Genomic DNA, 16,778 nt, shown 5'->3' on the forward strand with positions numbered 1-16,778 from the left:
AATGAAATAAGAACCATCCTGTTGAGCATTAAACTCGAATAAGGAGTTAATTTGAAATGAGCAAAATCAAATGCCAGTGTGGCCATGAAAATCCATTTGGCACAGTGCTTTGTGAGCGATGTGGAAGGCCACAAACTGAAGAAGCAAAAAAAAGCGAAACTGTGGACATGCGTTATGAAGGATCAGCAAGAAGATCTCAAACATATAAGCGGACGATAGTTGATAAAGTTTGGAATTTCTTTTCAAGTGTGAAAATTGGTATTAGTATTATTCTTGCGGTTCTTATTACGTCAGCTCTTGGGACATTATTTCCTCAAAAACTATACGTCCCAGCAGGAACAGATGCTGAGTATGCTGCTTACTATGAACATTTATATGGAGTTGTTGGTAAGCTTTACTACAACCTTGGTTTTTATGACATGTATAATAGTTGGTGGTTTACGATACTTGTTGGAATGCTCGGAACATCAATCATCATTGCGAGTATTGACCGTGTTATTCCACTGTATAAATCTTTGAAGAAACAGCGTACGAAGCGCCACCCTTCCTTTATGAAGAGACAACGTATATACGGAATCGGTGAGGTAAGCAATCCAGATGAGTCATTTAAAAAAGCAGAAGAGAAATTAAAAGAGTTAAAGTATAATGTTAAAATTGAAGATGGCGCAATTCTCGCTGAAAAAAACCGCTTTTCAAGATGGGGTCCTTACATAAACCATGTAGGATTAATTACTTTTTTGTTCGGTATTTTATTACGAGGCATACCTGGCTTTTACGTGGACGAAACAATGTGGCTGCGTGAAGGGGATACGCTAGCAATACCAGGCGCACCAGGCTATTATATTGAAAATAAAGAATTTATTCTTGAGAATTACTCGAATGAGGATAATGTAGTTTTTGAAACAGCATTAGACCGCGTCGGAACAATCGCTAAAAATTATCAAACCGATGTTTCTTTGTACAAAAATCCAGAAGATGCACTTCCGGGTCAATCTGATAACTTGGAATTTGTAAAAGATGAGTCAATCATCGTTAACCATCCATTGAAGTTTGACGGTTACAATATATTCCAAATGGATTATCGGTTAGATGAATTGAAAGCGATGAAGTTCCAATTAACAGAAAAAGCAACAAATGAATCATTAGGTGAATTTACAGTAGATTTAATAAGCCCAGAAGATGAATATGATCTTGGGAATGGGTCAAAAGTGTTGCTACGTGATTATTATCCAGACTATGGTGGCATCGAAGATGGTGAATTAATCTCAAAATCACCGATTCCAAATAATCCAGCATTTATTTTCAAGTTAATTACACCAAATACGCCAGAAGGTGAAATGAGTTTCGTAGCGATTAAGCAGACACTAGAAACAGAAGAAAATGATTATAAAGTGAACTTTTTAAGTGCGGAAACTCGTGATATTTCTGGACTTACGATTCGAAAAGATCGTACGCTTTATGTATTACTTCTTGGTGGAATCATCTTCATGATTGGTGTTTCAATGGGTTCATATTGGAATCACAGAAGAATTTGGGTTCAAAAAAGCGCTAACAACGAAATGTTGTTGGCGAGTCATACGAATAAAAACTGGTACTATTTGAAGAAAGAAATGAACATCGTAAAAGAGTATGCAGAATTACCTACTTATAATGACCGCGAAGATACTGAATCTGTGTTGGAGAATCAGGAAGGGGATTTTAAATAATGGACTTAGCATCACTTAGCTCGAATTTGCTACTCGTCTCTTTCATCACTTATTTAATTGCTACCTTATTTTTTGGTGGGGCAGTTAGAGGAGCAAAATCAGAAGCAAGTTATAAAAATAGTCGTTCCGGTACAATCGGGATCATCTTAACAGCTATTGGATTTATTACCCATCTTGGTTATTTCGGTACAAGATGGGCAGCATCCGGACATGCACCACTTAGTAATATGTTTGAATTCACGACCGCATTTGCAATGATGCTCGTTGGTGCATTCATTCTACTGTTTTATTTATATCGAACACCTTCACTTGGTTTATTTGCATTGCCAATTGCGATTATTATTATTGGTTATGCAAGTATGTTCCCAACTGAAATAACGCCATTAATTCCTGCACTTAAAAGCTATTGGCTAACTGTTCATGTGAGTACGACAGTTCTCGCAGAAGCGATTCTATCGATTAGTGCAGTTGCAGGACTGATCTATTTATTGAAAACGACAGATGTAACAAAAAAGTCGAAAGACAGATTTTGGTTGGAATCAGTTATTTTCACGATTACTTTATTTGTAGGTTTCATTATTGTATCATCCGGATTTGCGATTTCAGGTTATGAATCCAAGTTTTCTTATGTTGATAAAAATGAACAAATTAGTCAGTTGACGTACAATATGCCTGCGCTATTTGGGATGAATGAATACGAGTCGTTAACACCTGATAAAATGGAGCCATTTGTGGCGTTACCACCAATTATTAACGCAAAGACACTTACATCATTTGTTTGGTCAATTATCGTAGGTTCGATTTTATATGGTTTAATTCGCTTAATTATTAGACGCCCACTTGTTACATTGTTTCAACCATTCGCTAAAAAAGCGAATGCGCAATTAATGGATGAAATTACTTACCGTGCAGTCCTCATTGGTTTTCCAGTGTTTACACTTGGTGCACTGATTTTCGCGATGATTTGGGCGCATGAAGCTTGGTCAAGGTTTTGGGGTTGGGATCCAAAAGAGGTTTGGGCACTCGTTACCTGGTTATTCTATGCAGCTTTTCTTCATTTAAGACTTTCACGTGGTTGGGAAGGTCGAAAATCAGCATGGCTGGCAGTGGTAGGATTTATTATCATTATGTTTAACTTAATTGCTGTAAACTTGATTCTTGCAGGGTTACATTCATACGCTTAAAAGGTTCTTTGTGAAATAGTGTCTTTGGAGTATTTTTGAAAAACTAAAAGAAGTCACGCTTCAAAGCTAGTTTACATTGCTTTGGAACGTGACTTTTTTTCTTTATTTTAAAAGGTTTTGGAACTATATATTTAGTTTTCTTCAGGGTCTGCTTGAATAAAATAGTTAGGCGTTACAATGTTATTGTTATATGGTTTATGGTAAATGTCAGTTGATGCAGGTGATATTGGTGGAATTAGCCATGCCCAATTACCTGTAATCGGTCGACCACTTTTCATTTCATTTTCCTCAAAAACCTTAAATTGTTTTGCAGCAGTATGGTGGTCAACGAGCGTGACATGCGCTTGTTGGTAAGAATGGATAACTGCAATATTTAATTCGACTAAAGCCTTGTCAATCCAGAGTGAACTGTTTAATTTAGTATCCAATTCCATTATTTCAGCGACTTTTGGTAATAAATTATAGCGGTCTTGATCAGCTAAGTTTCTTGCTCCAATTTCAGTCCCCATATACCAACCATTAAATGGCGCCATCGGGTACTCGATGCCACCTATTTCTAAAAGCATGTTTGAAATGATTGGAACAGCATACCATTTTACGCCGAGCTTCTGAATCCCATCAAGCTCCGGGTGAGTGATTGGCACTTCTTTAATCACTCCATTAGGCACTTCGAATAGTTTAGGTTTTTGTCCTTTTTCCTGAATGACGAAAGGAAGAATGTCGAAGTGAGTACGATCACCTTTCCAGCCCATTTTTTCGCACATTTTTGTCATTTGGTTAGATGTCGAATCACCAATTACTTTATCGCCTTCTTTGTATCCGGCATAACGTAGCAATTGATGGTTCCAAATTCTAATCGGATCTTCTCCATTTTTTCGAGGTGCAAAGATTGTAATTGTTGATCGGATTTTCCCGTCGTTTGTAGCAAAGTCAATATGATTAACTAACTTTTCATAGGCATCTTCTGCTGTTAGTACGTCTCGTGCATCAAAAATATGTAACGTATTCCAAAGTAAACGACCTATACAACGATTGCTATTCCGCCAAGCCATTTTTGCCCCATGTGTTAATTCAAAAGTCTTATGCGAATATGTTCCAGTCGTATTTATTTCATTCTCAATTTCCTCAATTCGTTTCAATTGATCTTCTTTAGGTAAATCAAGTTCATCATAACAATTATTAATAAAGCGGGTTGCTTCTATGAGCAATATATTCGCCTTAATAGATTGAACCATTAGCATCAACTCCATACAGCAAGCTTAACATGAATACATGACATGGATAATTAAATGGATTGTCGATTTATTGAATTATTTAATGTGGATAGAATATTAGTGTTCAAAAGAATTTGATGTATATTTCGGATGCTAGTTAATTTTTAAAAGGTTCCTTTGGGCGTATCTCGTATAGTGGTATTGAAGTACGAAAAGTTTATTGTTGTGCAATAATCGGGCCATTTAACGGAATAAACTATGTTGAAATTGAACCAACTAAAAAAGCGAAAGGAAGGAGGGTTATAATATGGGTTTATCTTTGGAAATTGCGCGTATTGTACTGCCAGTTGCAATAGTAGGTGGGATTGCAGTATTTGTAATTCTAAGAATGAAACATAAGTATAAGAAAGGAACTCTGGGTAAGAAAAAAACAAAAAGTGCTCAAAATTTACTAGATAGTTTAATACCATTCGGAATGATGATTGGTTTGGCTATTGCTATACTTCTTAGCATATTTACCCCCTTTTCCTTCCTATCTGCAATTGCTTGGGGACCTGGAATGGGTATGTTATTTGGTTATTTTGCTTATAAAATTTATAGCAAGAAGGAAGATAGTTATTCATAATAACTGTATTCTAGAAACGGGCGCGATTGCGGAAGATCATAAGCCTAATTCCTCGTTCAATATATGGAGGAGTTAGGCTTTTTTATCTTTCAAAATCCATAACGTTGTAAACTTGCACATTCTTGACGTTACCGCATTTTTAAACTCATTGGCAGCGAGTGGTAAGGTTTGGGGCAATTGCTGGTATAGGAGATGGAGGAAGTGGTACATTCTTAAGGCTGGTATCAAATTGGAGAAGGTTTGTAAGCGTCAAGTAGCGTTTACATGGTTCAATAAAAACTTGCGTTAAAGGATGAATCTTGATGAAAAATCATATGAAAATAGATGGTAAACTTCTTCAAATAAACAAACGTTTTTCACAATTAAAAAGTAATCAAAAGGATTGGATCGCAACGGAACTTTATAAACTTTATCACGATAAGATGGAGGAAAGATGTACAACAAGAAAGCTTCCTCCTGTTCACCGAGATATGGTGATATCATCTCTATATGAACAGATTCAGAATAAAGAAATATGGATACCTTATAGCGAAGTGAAAAAATATACAGTGAGTAAAACCACAAAAATAGTAAAAACTTTTAAAAAACAATTTCCTGAGTTGAGTGATGAAATCGAAGCCAATCGCGCTAACAAATAAAATGTAAGTCATTATTAAGTAATCGGCCTAAATTACGAGATAGGAATAAAGAAATTAGAGGGGATTTTATGCCGCGATGTACAAATTGTAATTATAAATGGAGTCTGAGGGATATCCTGCAACTTGGTTTTTCGAAAATAGGAAAGAAGTGTCCTGATTGCGAGCAGAAACAATACCTTTCTGGTGAAACACAGAGACTATTTACACTGGGATGGGTTAGCCTTATGTTCATTCCATTTCTTCTGTTTCGAATCAAATTAAGCGATAAAGATGAACCATTGGTGTAATGCAACACTGGGGCTCGTTTGTGGCACATGGATAAGATTTACAACGAATTTAATGTCAGCTTAAATGATATGATTTTATATTAATCGTTTACACAAAAAACGTTTCATTTAACCAATCAATGAAGCTTGTTATTTATTTTGTCTTTTCCAAGGTAAAGTGAAAATTCCAACCATTAAAAATTTTAGTTTAAACAGCTATGCTTATTGCGTCCATGTATAGATTTCACGCATATAATAGATGGAACATAGTCATGAATAAGATTTTCAGTAGCGGATAAGCCAATGTTCATCGAAGTGCTTTTATGTTATCTTGATAATAGAACTATGGTGATGATTAGGCACTGTGAAAACTTGATACTCTATCTGGACTTCGGGTACCAGACGTTGGCAAGCAACATAAAAACCTAATCACTATAATCGAGACGAACAGAGGAGTAGTCATACTTACCTCTCTTTTTTCATTTTAATTAAAGATTTTATTAAGATGAATTATAAAATGACAATTGATAAGTCACGGCATGGGCTAATCGGATTTGAAAATGTAATTAATGAAAGGCTGATTACCAATTCATACTTGAATATTCAAAACGAGAATATAGAAGATACACTTGTACCTTCAGAATTTTAAAAATGGTATAATTAAAATATAGAAATAAGGGGGTTGGTGTAAATGAGCCACTTAATCGAAAAGATGACATATGAATATTTAGAGGATGTTTTGGTTCGTTTGGCACATCATTCAAGTGCAATTGAAGGTAATACAATCACGTTACCAGAAACAGTTACAATCATACTGAATGATACGCTACCCAATAACGCAAATATAACGAGAAGAGAATTTTACGAAGTAGATAATCACCAACAAGCATTTGAGTATCTTGTGCATTCAATAGAAAATAATAAACCTTTATCAGTATCTATCATAAAAGAGATACATGAAAAATTAACGGATCGACTGCAACATGATAAAGGGCAATTTAAAACTGAGGATAATTATATAAAAGGGGTAGAATTCTCGACGGGATCACCTGAACAAGTACCACAATTAATGGATCAGTTAATTGGAAATTTGAATTATCGACTGGAAGAAGCTAAGACAAAAGATGATTTATTAAAAATCATCTTAGAAACCCATATCCAGTTTGAAAAAATCCATCCCTTTTCTGATGGAAATGGAAGAACAGGTAGGATGATTATGAACTATTCATTACTGGAAAATAATTTACCACCTTTAATTATAAAGAAGGAAGTAAAAAATGAGTACATGCAGTTATTAGGTGAAGCACAAATAAAAGAGTTTCCTGATCCACAGGATATTGAAAATTTTGTTGCTTTTGCAAAACCGATTATGGAAGAAGAAGAAAAAAGAATGGTGTCATTTGCAAATAAAGAATCAAAGCAAGTCAAAACAATTATTGAAACCAAAGATGAGGAAGATAGAAGAATTAAGCTTATGAATAAGAACTTTAATAATGATCAGAAGCGATAAAATAGTTATACAGATGCTGATAAACCAAATTCAAAGTTATCTTTTTCGATGAATTTGCGATTTACATTAGGTTTTGATAAAGTGAAAGTATATTCTTTATGTTATTAAGTCACTGTTCTACTGGTGAAAGTCGTTATACTTTATGCACACGCAGAAAGAGATTCGGCATAAACTTTTGAGCCTTTGTATTCCTTTTTTATAGGAAAAGTTAGGTAGACGTTTTTGACGTCATTAATTACTTGAGCATTATATAGAGTATACTTGCGCATTTTGCGTGATATATATATTAAAATCGATTTTTCCTATTCAGGAGAGGTCGATTTTTTGCATTTGAAAAGGTAATGGAGGGAGATTGAAGAAGGTTTATTTAACTAGCATAAAACGGTTTATTTTAAAACGCATTTACTTAGCGATTGCTAGGTTAAGTGCGTTTTTTTATTTATTTTAAAATACAAAACAGAGAGGGTAGATAGGTATGTCAATTAATCTTGATCAAATGACAGCTGTTCAAAACGAGCAACAAGGCGGTATTTTAGGACACTTAATGTGGTTCTCTGTAGGCAAGCAATTAGTCAAAATGGATGATTTAGAGCGGGGTCTTGTTCAATCAGGGTTACCTGTTGAGTGGATGCCAAATGCGATTCGTCTAGCCGATGCCTTCCGAAGAAGTACTAAGGAGATTGAGACTAGAAAATCTACTGGACACGCTGGGGTATTCGAGAACTTCCTTATACGTGAAGTATTCTCGGACAAAAGCCACGTGCAAAGAAACATTGTAGTGGAAAAAGTGGATCAGGCCGGTAAACGACTTGATTACAACAGTAAAGCGGGAGTAATCACACTAGATAAGCAGAATAGTTCTCTAACGTTTATAACAGAGAACGAAATTGCAAAAGAGCTGTGCTTTGAAGCAGAGCGGAATTTCAATATTTATAAAGACCATTATTCAGCGCAGCAAATAAGAGTAATGGTGAGTAAAATTCTGCAATCGTTAGCACCCACACCTGTACGTCCAAATGGTGGCGTATATTTTGTCCCAGATTCACATACGGAGGGTCTAAACCAACTCGTAAACTTCACGTCCTCGCTTGAGAACAGTGAAGGATTCAAAATCCCCGTTGTTAATACATTCGACAATAGGCAAATGGTGAACACAAAACTAAATGATCATTTGGAATCCATTTTACATGATTGTAAATCGAGTGCTGGGCTGAAAAAGGGGCAAGTGAAAGAGATTATTGAAAATGCGAAGTCTGTTATTGCTAACTACCGAAATTATAAAGGTATTGTCACCAATGAAGCGGATACGCTAGAAAATAAAATCATGACGATTCGTGCAGCAGTTGCGAAAATGGTTGCGAATCTTTAAGAAATATTGGAATGGAGCGATTAGAATGTCTGAGTTTTTTTAAACAATAATGGGAAGAAAATTCTACGAGCGTGATGTTGTCGAGTGTGTGCAATCTATAAAGAAAATTGCACAAGAACTTGAGCGTTCAAATGAATTGAAAGAACAGGAATTGCAGTTGAAAATGCGGGAGCTATCGATAAAAGAACAAGAAATATTTATTCTTTCAGCGAAAAACTAAAATGAATCTTAAAAGGGGAAGTAAGGTTTCATTAGAAGCCTGCTTCCTTTTGCTATCTAAACTAAAAAAAGGGGTTAATCAAAATGACAAACACTAATTTCACCAAGTTAGAGGAAATTAAAAAGGCGCTTAATGCAAAGTTTTTTGAACGAAAAGAAGAAGTTGAGGGGATTCTTGTTGCGCTACTATCTAGGCAGCATATGCTCATGATTGGACCTGCCGGAACAGCGAAATCAGCATTATCGGTAGAGTTGGCCAAGATTGTACAGGGAACAGATTATTTTCAATGGTTGCTAACGAGGTTCAGTACACCCGAAGAAGTCTTTGGACCATTGTCGTTAAAAGACCTTGAACAGGGTGTGTACAAGCGGAATACAGCAACTAAAATGCCGGAAGCCAATCTCGTATTTCTGGATGAGATATTTAAAGCTAATTCAGCAATCCTAAATAGTTTGCTAACGCTTATAAACGAAAGGCTATTCTATAATAACGGCACACCTGTAAAGGTACCTTTGATGTCAGTCATTGGAGCTTCAAATGAATACCCCGAAGAAGGAGAAGGGCTTGAAGCTCTTTTCGACAGATTCTTACTTCGATTCGAGCTAGATTATATTGCAGATGAAACGAATTTTGTTTCTATGATGAAGGGCACCGGTCAAAATCAGATCATGCCATCTATGACAATGGATGAATTAGTTCAACTTCAGTTTTTTACTGACATGGTTGCAATTCCTAATGAAGTGTATGAAGCACTATCAAAGATACGCATGGAATTAAGGGATGAAGGAATTCGCCCTTCGGATAGACGCTTCAAACAATCTCTTAGCGTTCTACAAGCGAAGGCACTCATCAACCAAAGACAAATTGTAATTATCGATGATATTGTCATCCTTGAAAACGCACTCTGGGAAACGGTTGATCAAAAGGATACCGTATCGCTCATTGTTCGTAGTCATGCACAAGATGTAGTGACTCGTGCCATTGATTCCATACAAAATGAAGCAAATGAAGTGTTCAATTCCATGTTGAAGGATAATTCGACTGATGCAGGGATGGAAGCTACCCAGAAAATGAAGGCATTGGTCACTGACTTGAATAAGCTTAAGAAACATAATCAAAGCAGATCTATGGATATCGATCCAATGCTCGATAAAGTGAAGTCCATGCAACAAAAGATCCTGGATAGCATTTTAGAGCCCATGGATTTTAAGAATTCAAATGAAAAGCAAACAGTAGAGATGCCGTTTTAAAAATTGATGAATTAAGTGTTGAAATGTCAAGGGGACTTCCTTTGTCATTTCTTTTAAAATAAGGAAAGGAAGTGTTCTTCATGAGAAGAAATACAATTCAAAATGAAAATCGTTCTGTATTAAATACAGACGCATTCGATAAAAGGCGTTTTAGAGAAATTTATGAGATGTCACAAGGACTTCAGAAGATAAGTGATGAGGGGGAGTTGCCGACGTTCGAGCCATTACTTGCTGATATTTGGGCTTCCTTATATAAGATGAAACCTGAAATGACGAAAGAGGACGTTGCCGCGGATCTTCAAGTCAATAAATCACTGATGGAAAAAATTATGTCAGATGAATCCTTTGACAATTATAGAAGCTTCACTCGTTTGGATGATTTATCATCAGCAATAGGCACGGTGAAATTCGGGGAGAAGACGAATCAATGGCTGGCTGACCAAAAAGAGCATGATGAAGACCTGCAAAAACAAATGCAAGAAATTCAGGCGATGAAAAGGCAACTTCAAAAGCAGGAACAACAAATTGGAGCTGGAAATGGTAGTGAGGAGTTACAAGAAGACTTAAAAAAAGCAATGTCAGACTTGGGGGATCAACTTCAACAGACGTTGCAGAACAACAGTCATAGCTTCTCCCAAGCGATGGAACAAGCAATGCAGGAAACAAAACAGACGAAAGATAGCTTGAAATCATTACTTGGAGGCACGAGTGCTGGTAGTGGTGACGCAGAACTGAAAAAAGTCCCTTTGCGGGACCAAATTTCATTAGCTGAAAAAATTGCATTTAATAAACAGATGAAAGAAATTGCAGATTGGGCTGGTCGATTTAAACAGATAGCCCGTAGAAAGCAGAAATCCAAGCATAGTGATTCGATGGAAAGAAGTGGGGTTACGTTAGGCAACGATATTGAGCTGCTGTTGCCGATGGAATTGGGCTTATACACACATCCAATAACGAAGAACGACTTCCTAAGTCGCTTTGTGGAAGGACAGGCCATGCAATATGAGAAGAAAGGGCATGAGGTATTGGGGAAAGGTCCAATCGTGCTTTGTCTGGATCAGTCAGGAAGTATGCACAAACTTGATACTCAATCAAAAGGGTTTACGTTAGCTCTTATGTCGATTGCGAGAAAACAGAAAAGGGATTTTTGTTTAATCTTGTTTTCTACTCGGACAAAGATCATTAAATATGAGAAAGGGAAAATTAAAGGCTCTGATATGGTTAATTTTGCTCAAACCTTCCTAGGCGGAGGTACGAACTTTGCACTGCCACTTGAAAAGGCGATGAACGTCATAAACGAAAGTCGTTTTAAACAAGCAGATGTCGTTTTTGTTACGGATGGCGAAGACGGATTAAGGGATTCATTTTTAGATGCATTCAATAAGAAGAAAAAAGAAAAAGCCTTCAATGTACTATCCCTTGTAATAGGTAGTAGCACAAATACGGTGACAGAGTTTTCCGATGGAGTTGTCCAAGTTAAGGATTTCGATGATAATGGAAGTTTTACTGCGTTTGAAATCTAAAGAATAAAACTGTACGATTTCGCACTGCCTTAGGGTAGTGCTTTTAATTTTTTTTTAAATCAGGGGATTCTAATATTAACCCGTTCAGTTGAGTGGTACAAAAGCTGAAATAATAAGCGAGTTAACATCGAATTAGAACATCAAATGGCATTGGATTTAACTGTGCCATTTGGTTTTTTTAAAAAAACTTTTGGAATAATTCTGCTATACTAACGGTAAAGTAAGTTTAGGCTCACAGTTCAACAAACGGGCCAAGTTCAAGAAGGAACTTTCCAAAATAGGTTATGGAATCGAAGTCTAATCTATAATAGGTTAATGAAATGGAGTTAGTTACTTTATTTAGTAACCTTAAAAGTAAGGCGTGAAGTCTGTAGCCGGGCCGATGAAACAGATGACAGGAGATGAAAGAATGGTAATTGTCCAAGATACATATAACATAACTGATGAAATTAATATGAAGATTCTAACTGGAGATTATATAAGAATTGGAGGCGTTGTACGTCATAATATAGGCAGACAGAAAGGGCAAATTGTAAAACTCCTTAAACCGGTCAACTTGAATGAAGATAAAATACGAGGAATGGGAGGACAGGTTTTACAATTTGCCAAGAATAATACAACCCTTATTATAGGAGGGTTTGTAATAGCAAAAGCTATTGGCACTGGAATTTATAATAATGCAAAGAAAAATCAAGAACCTGATGTTGTTGTAAAATTTAGAAAGGCTCTAGATGTCTACGTCAATGCTGTGCTAGAGGGTGCTCTTACAATGGAGATAATTACTGATTTGATGGCACGTTTGGGCGAAATGAAAATGCATTCTGATTTTGAAAAAATCAGAATTGTACTTTCAACGGACGGGTTGGATGTATTTGTGAATCGAATGTTTGAGTATACAAAAAAACTTGCAGCAGATAATGCGATAAAACTAACCAGTCTAGAGAAAGAAACATCTTCTCAACCTGAGAATACAATCATTAATCTGCAGCGTTATCTTGAAGCACAAAACCGGATTTTTGAACTGGCTTCTTAAATTATCGCAAGAGTGAGCAATCCATCATATGAAACTATAGTTACTTTATTTAATGAATAGGTATATTTGAGTTAATTGTTTTAATTGAAAAAAGATCAATTGGTTGAAGTTCTTATTCAACTACCGGGTGCGATAATGGAATAAGAAATTTGAAAGGACCTAATTAATAGGTCCTTATATTTATGAGTTAACAAAATACATCAATGTGTTTTAAACCTACAAATTAGCAGTGGCTTTAACATATATATTAGCAGAGCTACAATAGTTATTGTATGCCTGTTGATTGGTCTGCTGATAAGCTATCTAAAGCTGTTGCTTTTTAACCCTAAAGGTTGATATATAGGCAAAACGAAGAGTCCCAATTCATATGCGAATGGTGGCGACTCTTTTTTGTTGTTTAATTACGTTTTTGTACCAGTGAACTAAACGGGTTATTCTAATATTATATTAACTTTCACCTTATAGAACATTGGCATCGTTAATAAGAGGGTTTTTAGTGATTGTGTAGAATATTCCGCATAAGGGGGTGAGATTGATGAAGAACTTGAAAACCGTAGATCAAGCAAAAGATGAAATTGCGAAATTAAAAGAGTTTGTTAATTTGGTCGAATCCTTTCAGCCAGAGACACTCGAAGATCAAATCATTAAGGAGTACGCATACATAGGTAGTGTTGAAAAGGTCGCATTTAAAGTAAATGAAATGGGTTATTCGAACGGCAGTCGACCTTTTGAGAAAGAAGATATATCGAACATTATCAAAAGTAAACCTACGGGAGATTTGCACAAGTTGATTAGGTCAGGATACTTAAAAAAGACGAGACATTTACGAAGTAAAGTTGAAAAGTATAGTTGGTAGGTTAAATCGCTAAAGATTATGACTGAATTAAATAAAGTGTAAAAGTGGAGCTATAGACCAATTCGGTTTTGGCTCTTTTTTCATTTTTGATTATTTATCCCATAACATTTAATATGGAAGTAACATATTAGTTCAAAGAGGTGACAAATATGGCTGAAATAATACCATTCAAAACTAGACGGCAATTAGAAACAGAAAAGGCCGTTATAGTAATACGTGAGTGGGAAGCACACTTAGAGTGGGAAGAAGCTAATTGGCACTATGTAGTAGATAGAGAAAAGAAGGAAGAACAGAGTTTACAGCAAGAGGAAATTGAATGGTTGAATGTTTGGTTAAAGCAGGATGGTGATTAACTGAAAATGTAATTGTATTTCTGTCTCGCATATTAGAGTGTTGGAAATCTTGGTTTCTAATCAAACACAACACAAATACAACACATCGTATTTAGAAATGTGATAGCCACAAGGTTTATCGATACATTTGCACGTCCTCCTGGGACATAATGTAATAAAATTAATTTGAATAAAAAACACCTGAAACATTGTTAATTCAATGTTTCAGGTGTTTTTTATTTGCTGAGAGCCTGGTTGAATTTGATTGTTTTGAACAGTAACTACGCGGATTTCTCACACGACAATTGATTAGCGCGTTTCGACACTATGCTTTTGAAAGAAATATCGATTGATATGTTGTTTATAAAGTTGGAATTTAGAAGTCAGATTTCGTTCATCTTTTTTTAACACAAAAGGAATAGTTACATCAGTTGCCGACAAAAACGAAATTGATTGTACTGTGTTTATTGTCCACAAACCGATGAATACTAGTAGTTTGACCCTAAACGATTTGATAAGTCATAAGTTTTAGAGTAGAAGCGCCGAAAAATAATCAGGCCCACAACGTGATTATCGCGAGGTTCCTAGAGTTTAGCTAAGCCGTCGGTGGGGTGACGAATCCCTCCTTGGGCATTAAAAAAAGATGTATGAATGACATCAGATCAGTCTTTTTAGTAAGTAGGGTAAAAGAACAGGATACCAACAGTACTGTATTTATCTCCATTTGTAAACGATTTGCCGGAAGAGGGTCGTGCAGTTACTGTAGCTTGGAGAGATAAATTCTTAGAACTTGTAGATAGAGAATAAAATCTGATCATAAATAAAAAGTGGACGCAAGTTTTTTATAACTTGCGTCCACTGCTATTTAATAAGCAAAATCATCACCAGTTGTAATATAGATATTTCCATCTATTTCAACTGTTTTCACTATATTTCTCTTCAAGAAAATTATGCCACGCTCCTCAACTACTGTTTATTCTTTTTTAAAATGAATTGACCACTCTAAAAAGAATGTGTTACTGTGTATATGAGTATAAACAGTATAACAGTTAAGAAAGGGTGTTTATATATGAATGAATGGAAAGAAGCATACAGGCTCGCAGCTTTTGAAATAAAGGCTTCAATAAAAAGCTTTCTACTGATCTTGATTTTCTATATTGTGATGAGCCTGATTTTCATGCTGTCGTTCGATGTTTACCTGGAAGGCGAATTCAAATTCTTTGATTTTATGTTCATGCTGATTTTCTTCATGTTTCCGGCCTGGATGAAAGGTAAGGAATTCCAGATGCAGAAGATGGATGGGGATTTATGGACAGCGCCCTCAATTATCATGTTGCAGCAGCTGCCGATCTCCAAAAACATCATCGTCAAAAGCCGCTTCATCATTCATGCATTCTGTTCATTTCCGTTCCAGTTGGTTCTGTTCATCGCGATGCCGCTGATGTCGGAGAATTTCCGGGACATGATGACGCCTATCGCTTACATCGCATTCCTGCTGATTTGGCTGGGTTTATCGATTTCAGTCGGCTTTATCATGGCGGCGAGCGAAGCGGGAGGAAATTTCAATACGAGTACCATCGTAAAATCGTTTATTTACTTGGTGATTGGCGCCGTTGCACTTTATTTCATGTTCCCGCTTTTATCAGAGAACGGCTTTATCCACTGGACGATGTCGCTTGCAACTGAATGGACACTGCTGTCAGTCATCGTGGCTATTGTCTTGAGCATTGCGGGCTGTAAATACTGGCAAGCGGATATGAGAAAAACCATAAAGAAAACGGAATATCTGTGAGAGGGGGGCTGGACTTTGCTGCCGATACGCTTATCCAAAGATTCTCGTGAACCGATTTATCACCAGGTTGAAAAGCAGCTGAAAGCACTGATTGCGGGAGGCCATTTGCCTGCAGGAACGCCGCTTCCATCAATCAGGGTGCTGTCGAAAGACCTGGAGATTAGCGTCATCACGATACGTCGCGCCTATCAGGACCTGGAGTCACAGGGCTTCATCGAAACAGTCCATGGCAAAGGGACTTTTGTCGCGGAAATACAGAACTCCATGAAACAGGAAACGATGACGGCTTCCGTCCAAACGGAATTCGAACGGGCCATCCGCAACGCGATGGATTACGACTATACTGTCGATGAAATCAAAACGGTTTTTGAAGAGACTTTAGAAAAACTCGCGAAAGGGGAATGACAATGCAGCCATGGATTGAAATAAAAGACGCGAATAAAAAGATTGATGATTTTCAGCTCGGGCCTGTCAGTCTAGCGATTGAGCCGGGGACCATCACGGCGCTGGTCGGCAATAACGGCTCTGGCAAAAGCACCTTGCTGAAGCTGATCATGAATCTGGCGAATCTGGACGGAGGAGGGATCAGGGTCTTTGGTAAATCGGTCGACGGGAAAGACGAAAGCTGGAAAAGGCATGTCACGTACCAACCGCAAAACGCTGTTGGCTGGAACGCCTATACAGGAGAGGACCTGAAAAGGCTGATTGCCCCTTTATATACGAAATGGGATGAGAAGCTTTTTGAACGCATGATCCAGCTACTCAACATCCCACTCGATAAGCGTTTCGGCAAATTATCGCCAGGTCTCCAGCAGAAGCTGAGCCTGTCGCTCGCATTGCCGCGGAATACTGATATCCTGATTCTCGATGAACCTACCGTGTCACTCGACATCCCATCAAAAAAACAATTCATGGATTTGCTTGTCGAGTGGATGGAAAAGGAGGACCGTGCTGTCATCCTGACAACTCATCAGCCGGAGGATCTTCAGAAACTGGCGGATTACTTGTTTCTGATGAAGGACGGGCAGGCGGTCGGCCGGTATGAGAAAGACATGCTCGCTGCCGGATTCCGCCGCTATTGGCTCAAAGAAATGCCAGCGGTGCGAGTACCGGGTGAGGTTTCCCGTTCCGAAAACGAGCTGATATCAGATAATCCTGACACAACGGAACAGTATTTCACGCAACACGAACACAGTGTCATTGACGTCAAAGCCTTGGAACTGGAAGAAATCATCAGCCTTCTGCTGAAGTAGAGAACTA

17 protein-coding genes are annotated in these 16,778 nt (G+C 37.2%); 16 read left to right on the forward strand and 1 reads right to left on the reverse strand.

Annotation, left to right across the window (positions count from 1 at the left end):
- The first annotated feature begins 56 nt into the window (after positions 1-56).
- Both resB and ccsB read left to right on the forward strand, forming a co-directional pair.
- The gene (gene resB / locus MKX62_RS16195) at positions 57-1,706 is read left to right on the forward strand and encodes a cytochrome c biogenesis protein ResB (RefSeq protein ID WP_340741850.1); all 1,650 of its coding nucleotides are present in this window, start codon (positions 57-59) and stop codon (positions 1,704-1,706) included.
- Positions 1,706-2,890, forward strand: a complete 1,185-nt coding sequence (ccsB, locus tag MKX62_RS16200) for a c-type cytochrome biogenesis protein CcsB (protein WP_340741851.1) — start codon at positions 1,706-1,708, stop codon at positions 2,888-2,890. The genes resB and ccsB overlap by 1 nt, the downstream gene beginning before the upstream one ends.
- A 131-nt stretch (positions 2,891-3,021) precedes the next feature.
- Here ccsB and MKX62_RS16205 read toward each other — a convergent pair whose 3' ends face one another.
- Positions 3,022-4,125 (reverse strand): nitric oxide synthase oxygenase, encoded by a 1,104-nt coding sequence (locus MKX62_RS16205; protein ID WP_340741852.1) that lies wholly within the window; start codon positions 4,123-4,125, stop codon positions 3,022-3,024.
- 286 nt (positions 4,126-4,411) lie between these two features.
- Between MKX62_RS16205 and MKX62_RS16210 the strand changes: the two genes are divergently transcribed.
- From MKX62_RS16210 to MKX62_RS16275, 14 genes are all read left to right on the forward strand, one after another.
- Entirely contained in the window at positions 4,412-4,729 is a 318-nt protein-coding gene (locus tag MKX62_RS16210; protein ID WP_340741853.1) for a hypothetical protein, read from the forward strand.
- A gap of 302 nt (positions 4,730-5,031) precedes the next feature.
- The gene (locus tag MKX62_RS16215) at positions 5,032-5,367 is read left to right on the forward strand and encodes a hypothetical protein (protein WP_340741854.1); all 336 of its coding nucleotides are present in this window, start codon (positions 5,032-5,034) and stop codon (positions 5,365-5,367) included.
- Positions 5,368-6,150: 783 nt separating this feature from the next.
- Positions 6,151-6,282 carry a hypothetical protein gene (locus MKX62_RS16220; RefSeq protein WP_340741855.1) on the forward strand — a complete coding sequence of 44 codons (132 nt, stop codon included), beginning with the start codon at positions 6,151-6,153 and terminating at the stop codon, positions 6,280-6,282.
- A 42-nt stretch (positions 6,283-6,324) separates the two neighbouring features.
- Positions 6,325-7,143 carry a Fic family protein gene (locus MKX62_RS16225; RefSeq protein ID WP_340741856.1) on the forward strand — a complete coding sequence of 273 codons (819 nt, stop codon included), beginning with the start codon at positions 6,325-6,327 and terminating at the stop codon, positions 7,141-7,143.
- A 475-nt stretch (positions 7,144-7,618) separates the two neighbouring features.
- Entirely contained in the window at positions 7,619-8,512 is an 894-nt protein-coding gene (locus MKX62_RS16230) for a DUF6744 family protein (protein WP_340741857.1), read from the forward strand.
- Positions 8,513-8,561: 49 nt separating this feature from the next.
- Positions 8,562-8,732, forward strand: coding sequence for a hypothetical protein (locus MKX62_RS16235; RefSeq protein WP_340741858.1), 171 nt, complete (start codon positions 8,562-8,564; stop codon positions 8,730-8,732).
- An 83-nt stretch (positions 8,733-8,815) separates the two neighbouring features.
- On the forward strand, positions 8,816-9,982 hold the full coding sequence (locus MKX62_RS16240) for an AAA family ATPase (protein ID WP_340741859.1): 1,167 nt from the start codon (positions 8,816-8,818) through the stop codon (positions 9,980-9,982).
- 80 nt (positions 9,983-10,062) lie between these two features.
- Positions 10,063-11,505 (forward strand): VWA domain-containing protein, encoded by a 1,443-nt coding sequence (locus MKX62_RS16245; protein ID WP_340741860.1) that lies wholly within the window; start codon positions 10,063-10,065, stop codon positions 11,503-11,505.
- Between the two features lie 409 nt (positions 11,506-11,914).
- Positions 11,915-12,538: a hypothetical protein gene (locus MKX62_RS16250; RefSeq protein WP_340741861.1), complete on the forward strand. Its 624-nt coding sequence runs from the start codon at positions 11,915-11,917 to the stop codon at positions 12,536-12,538.
- A gap of 535 nt (positions 12,539-13,073) precedes the next feature.
- Positions 13,074-13,394, forward strand: a complete 321-nt coding sequence (locus MKX62_RS16255; protein WP_340741862.1) for a hypothetical protein — start codon at positions 13,074-13,076, stop codon at positions 13,392-13,394.
- A 149-nt stretch (positions 13,395-13,543) separates the two neighbouring features.
- Positions 13,544-13,747, forward strand: coding sequence for a hypothetical protein (locus MKX62_RS16260; protein WP_340741863.1), 204 nt, complete (start codon positions 13,544-13,546; stop codon positions 13,745-13,747).
- A 1,048-nt stretch (positions 13,748-14,795) separates the two neighbouring features.
- Entirely contained in the window at positions 14,796-15,518 is a 723-nt protein-coding gene (locus MKX62_RS16265) for a hypothetical protein (RefSeq protein ID WP_067207936.1), read from the forward strand.
- 15 nt (positions 15,519-15,533) lie between these two features.
- Positions 15,534-15,923: a GntR family transcriptional regulator gene (locus MKX62_RS16270; RefSeq protein WP_340741864.1), complete on the forward strand. Its 390-nt coding sequence runs from the start codon at positions 15,534-15,536 to the stop codon at positions 15,921-15,923.
- 2 nt (positions 15,924-15,925) lie between these two features.
- Complete coding sequence (locus tag MKX62_RS16275) at positions 15,926-16,771, forward strand: ABC transporter ATP-binding protein (protein ID WP_340741865.1); 846 nt, start codon at positions 15,926-15,928, stop codon at positions 16,769-16,771.
- The last annotated feature ends 7 nt before the right edge of the window (positions 16,772-16,778 follow it).

Source organism: Sporosarcina sp. FSL K6-5500 (genome assembly GCF_038005665.1).
In the GTDB taxonomy this organism is placed as follows: domain Bacteria; phylum Bacillota; class Bacilli; order Bacillales_A; family Planococcaceae; genus Sporosarcina; species Sporosarcina psychrophila.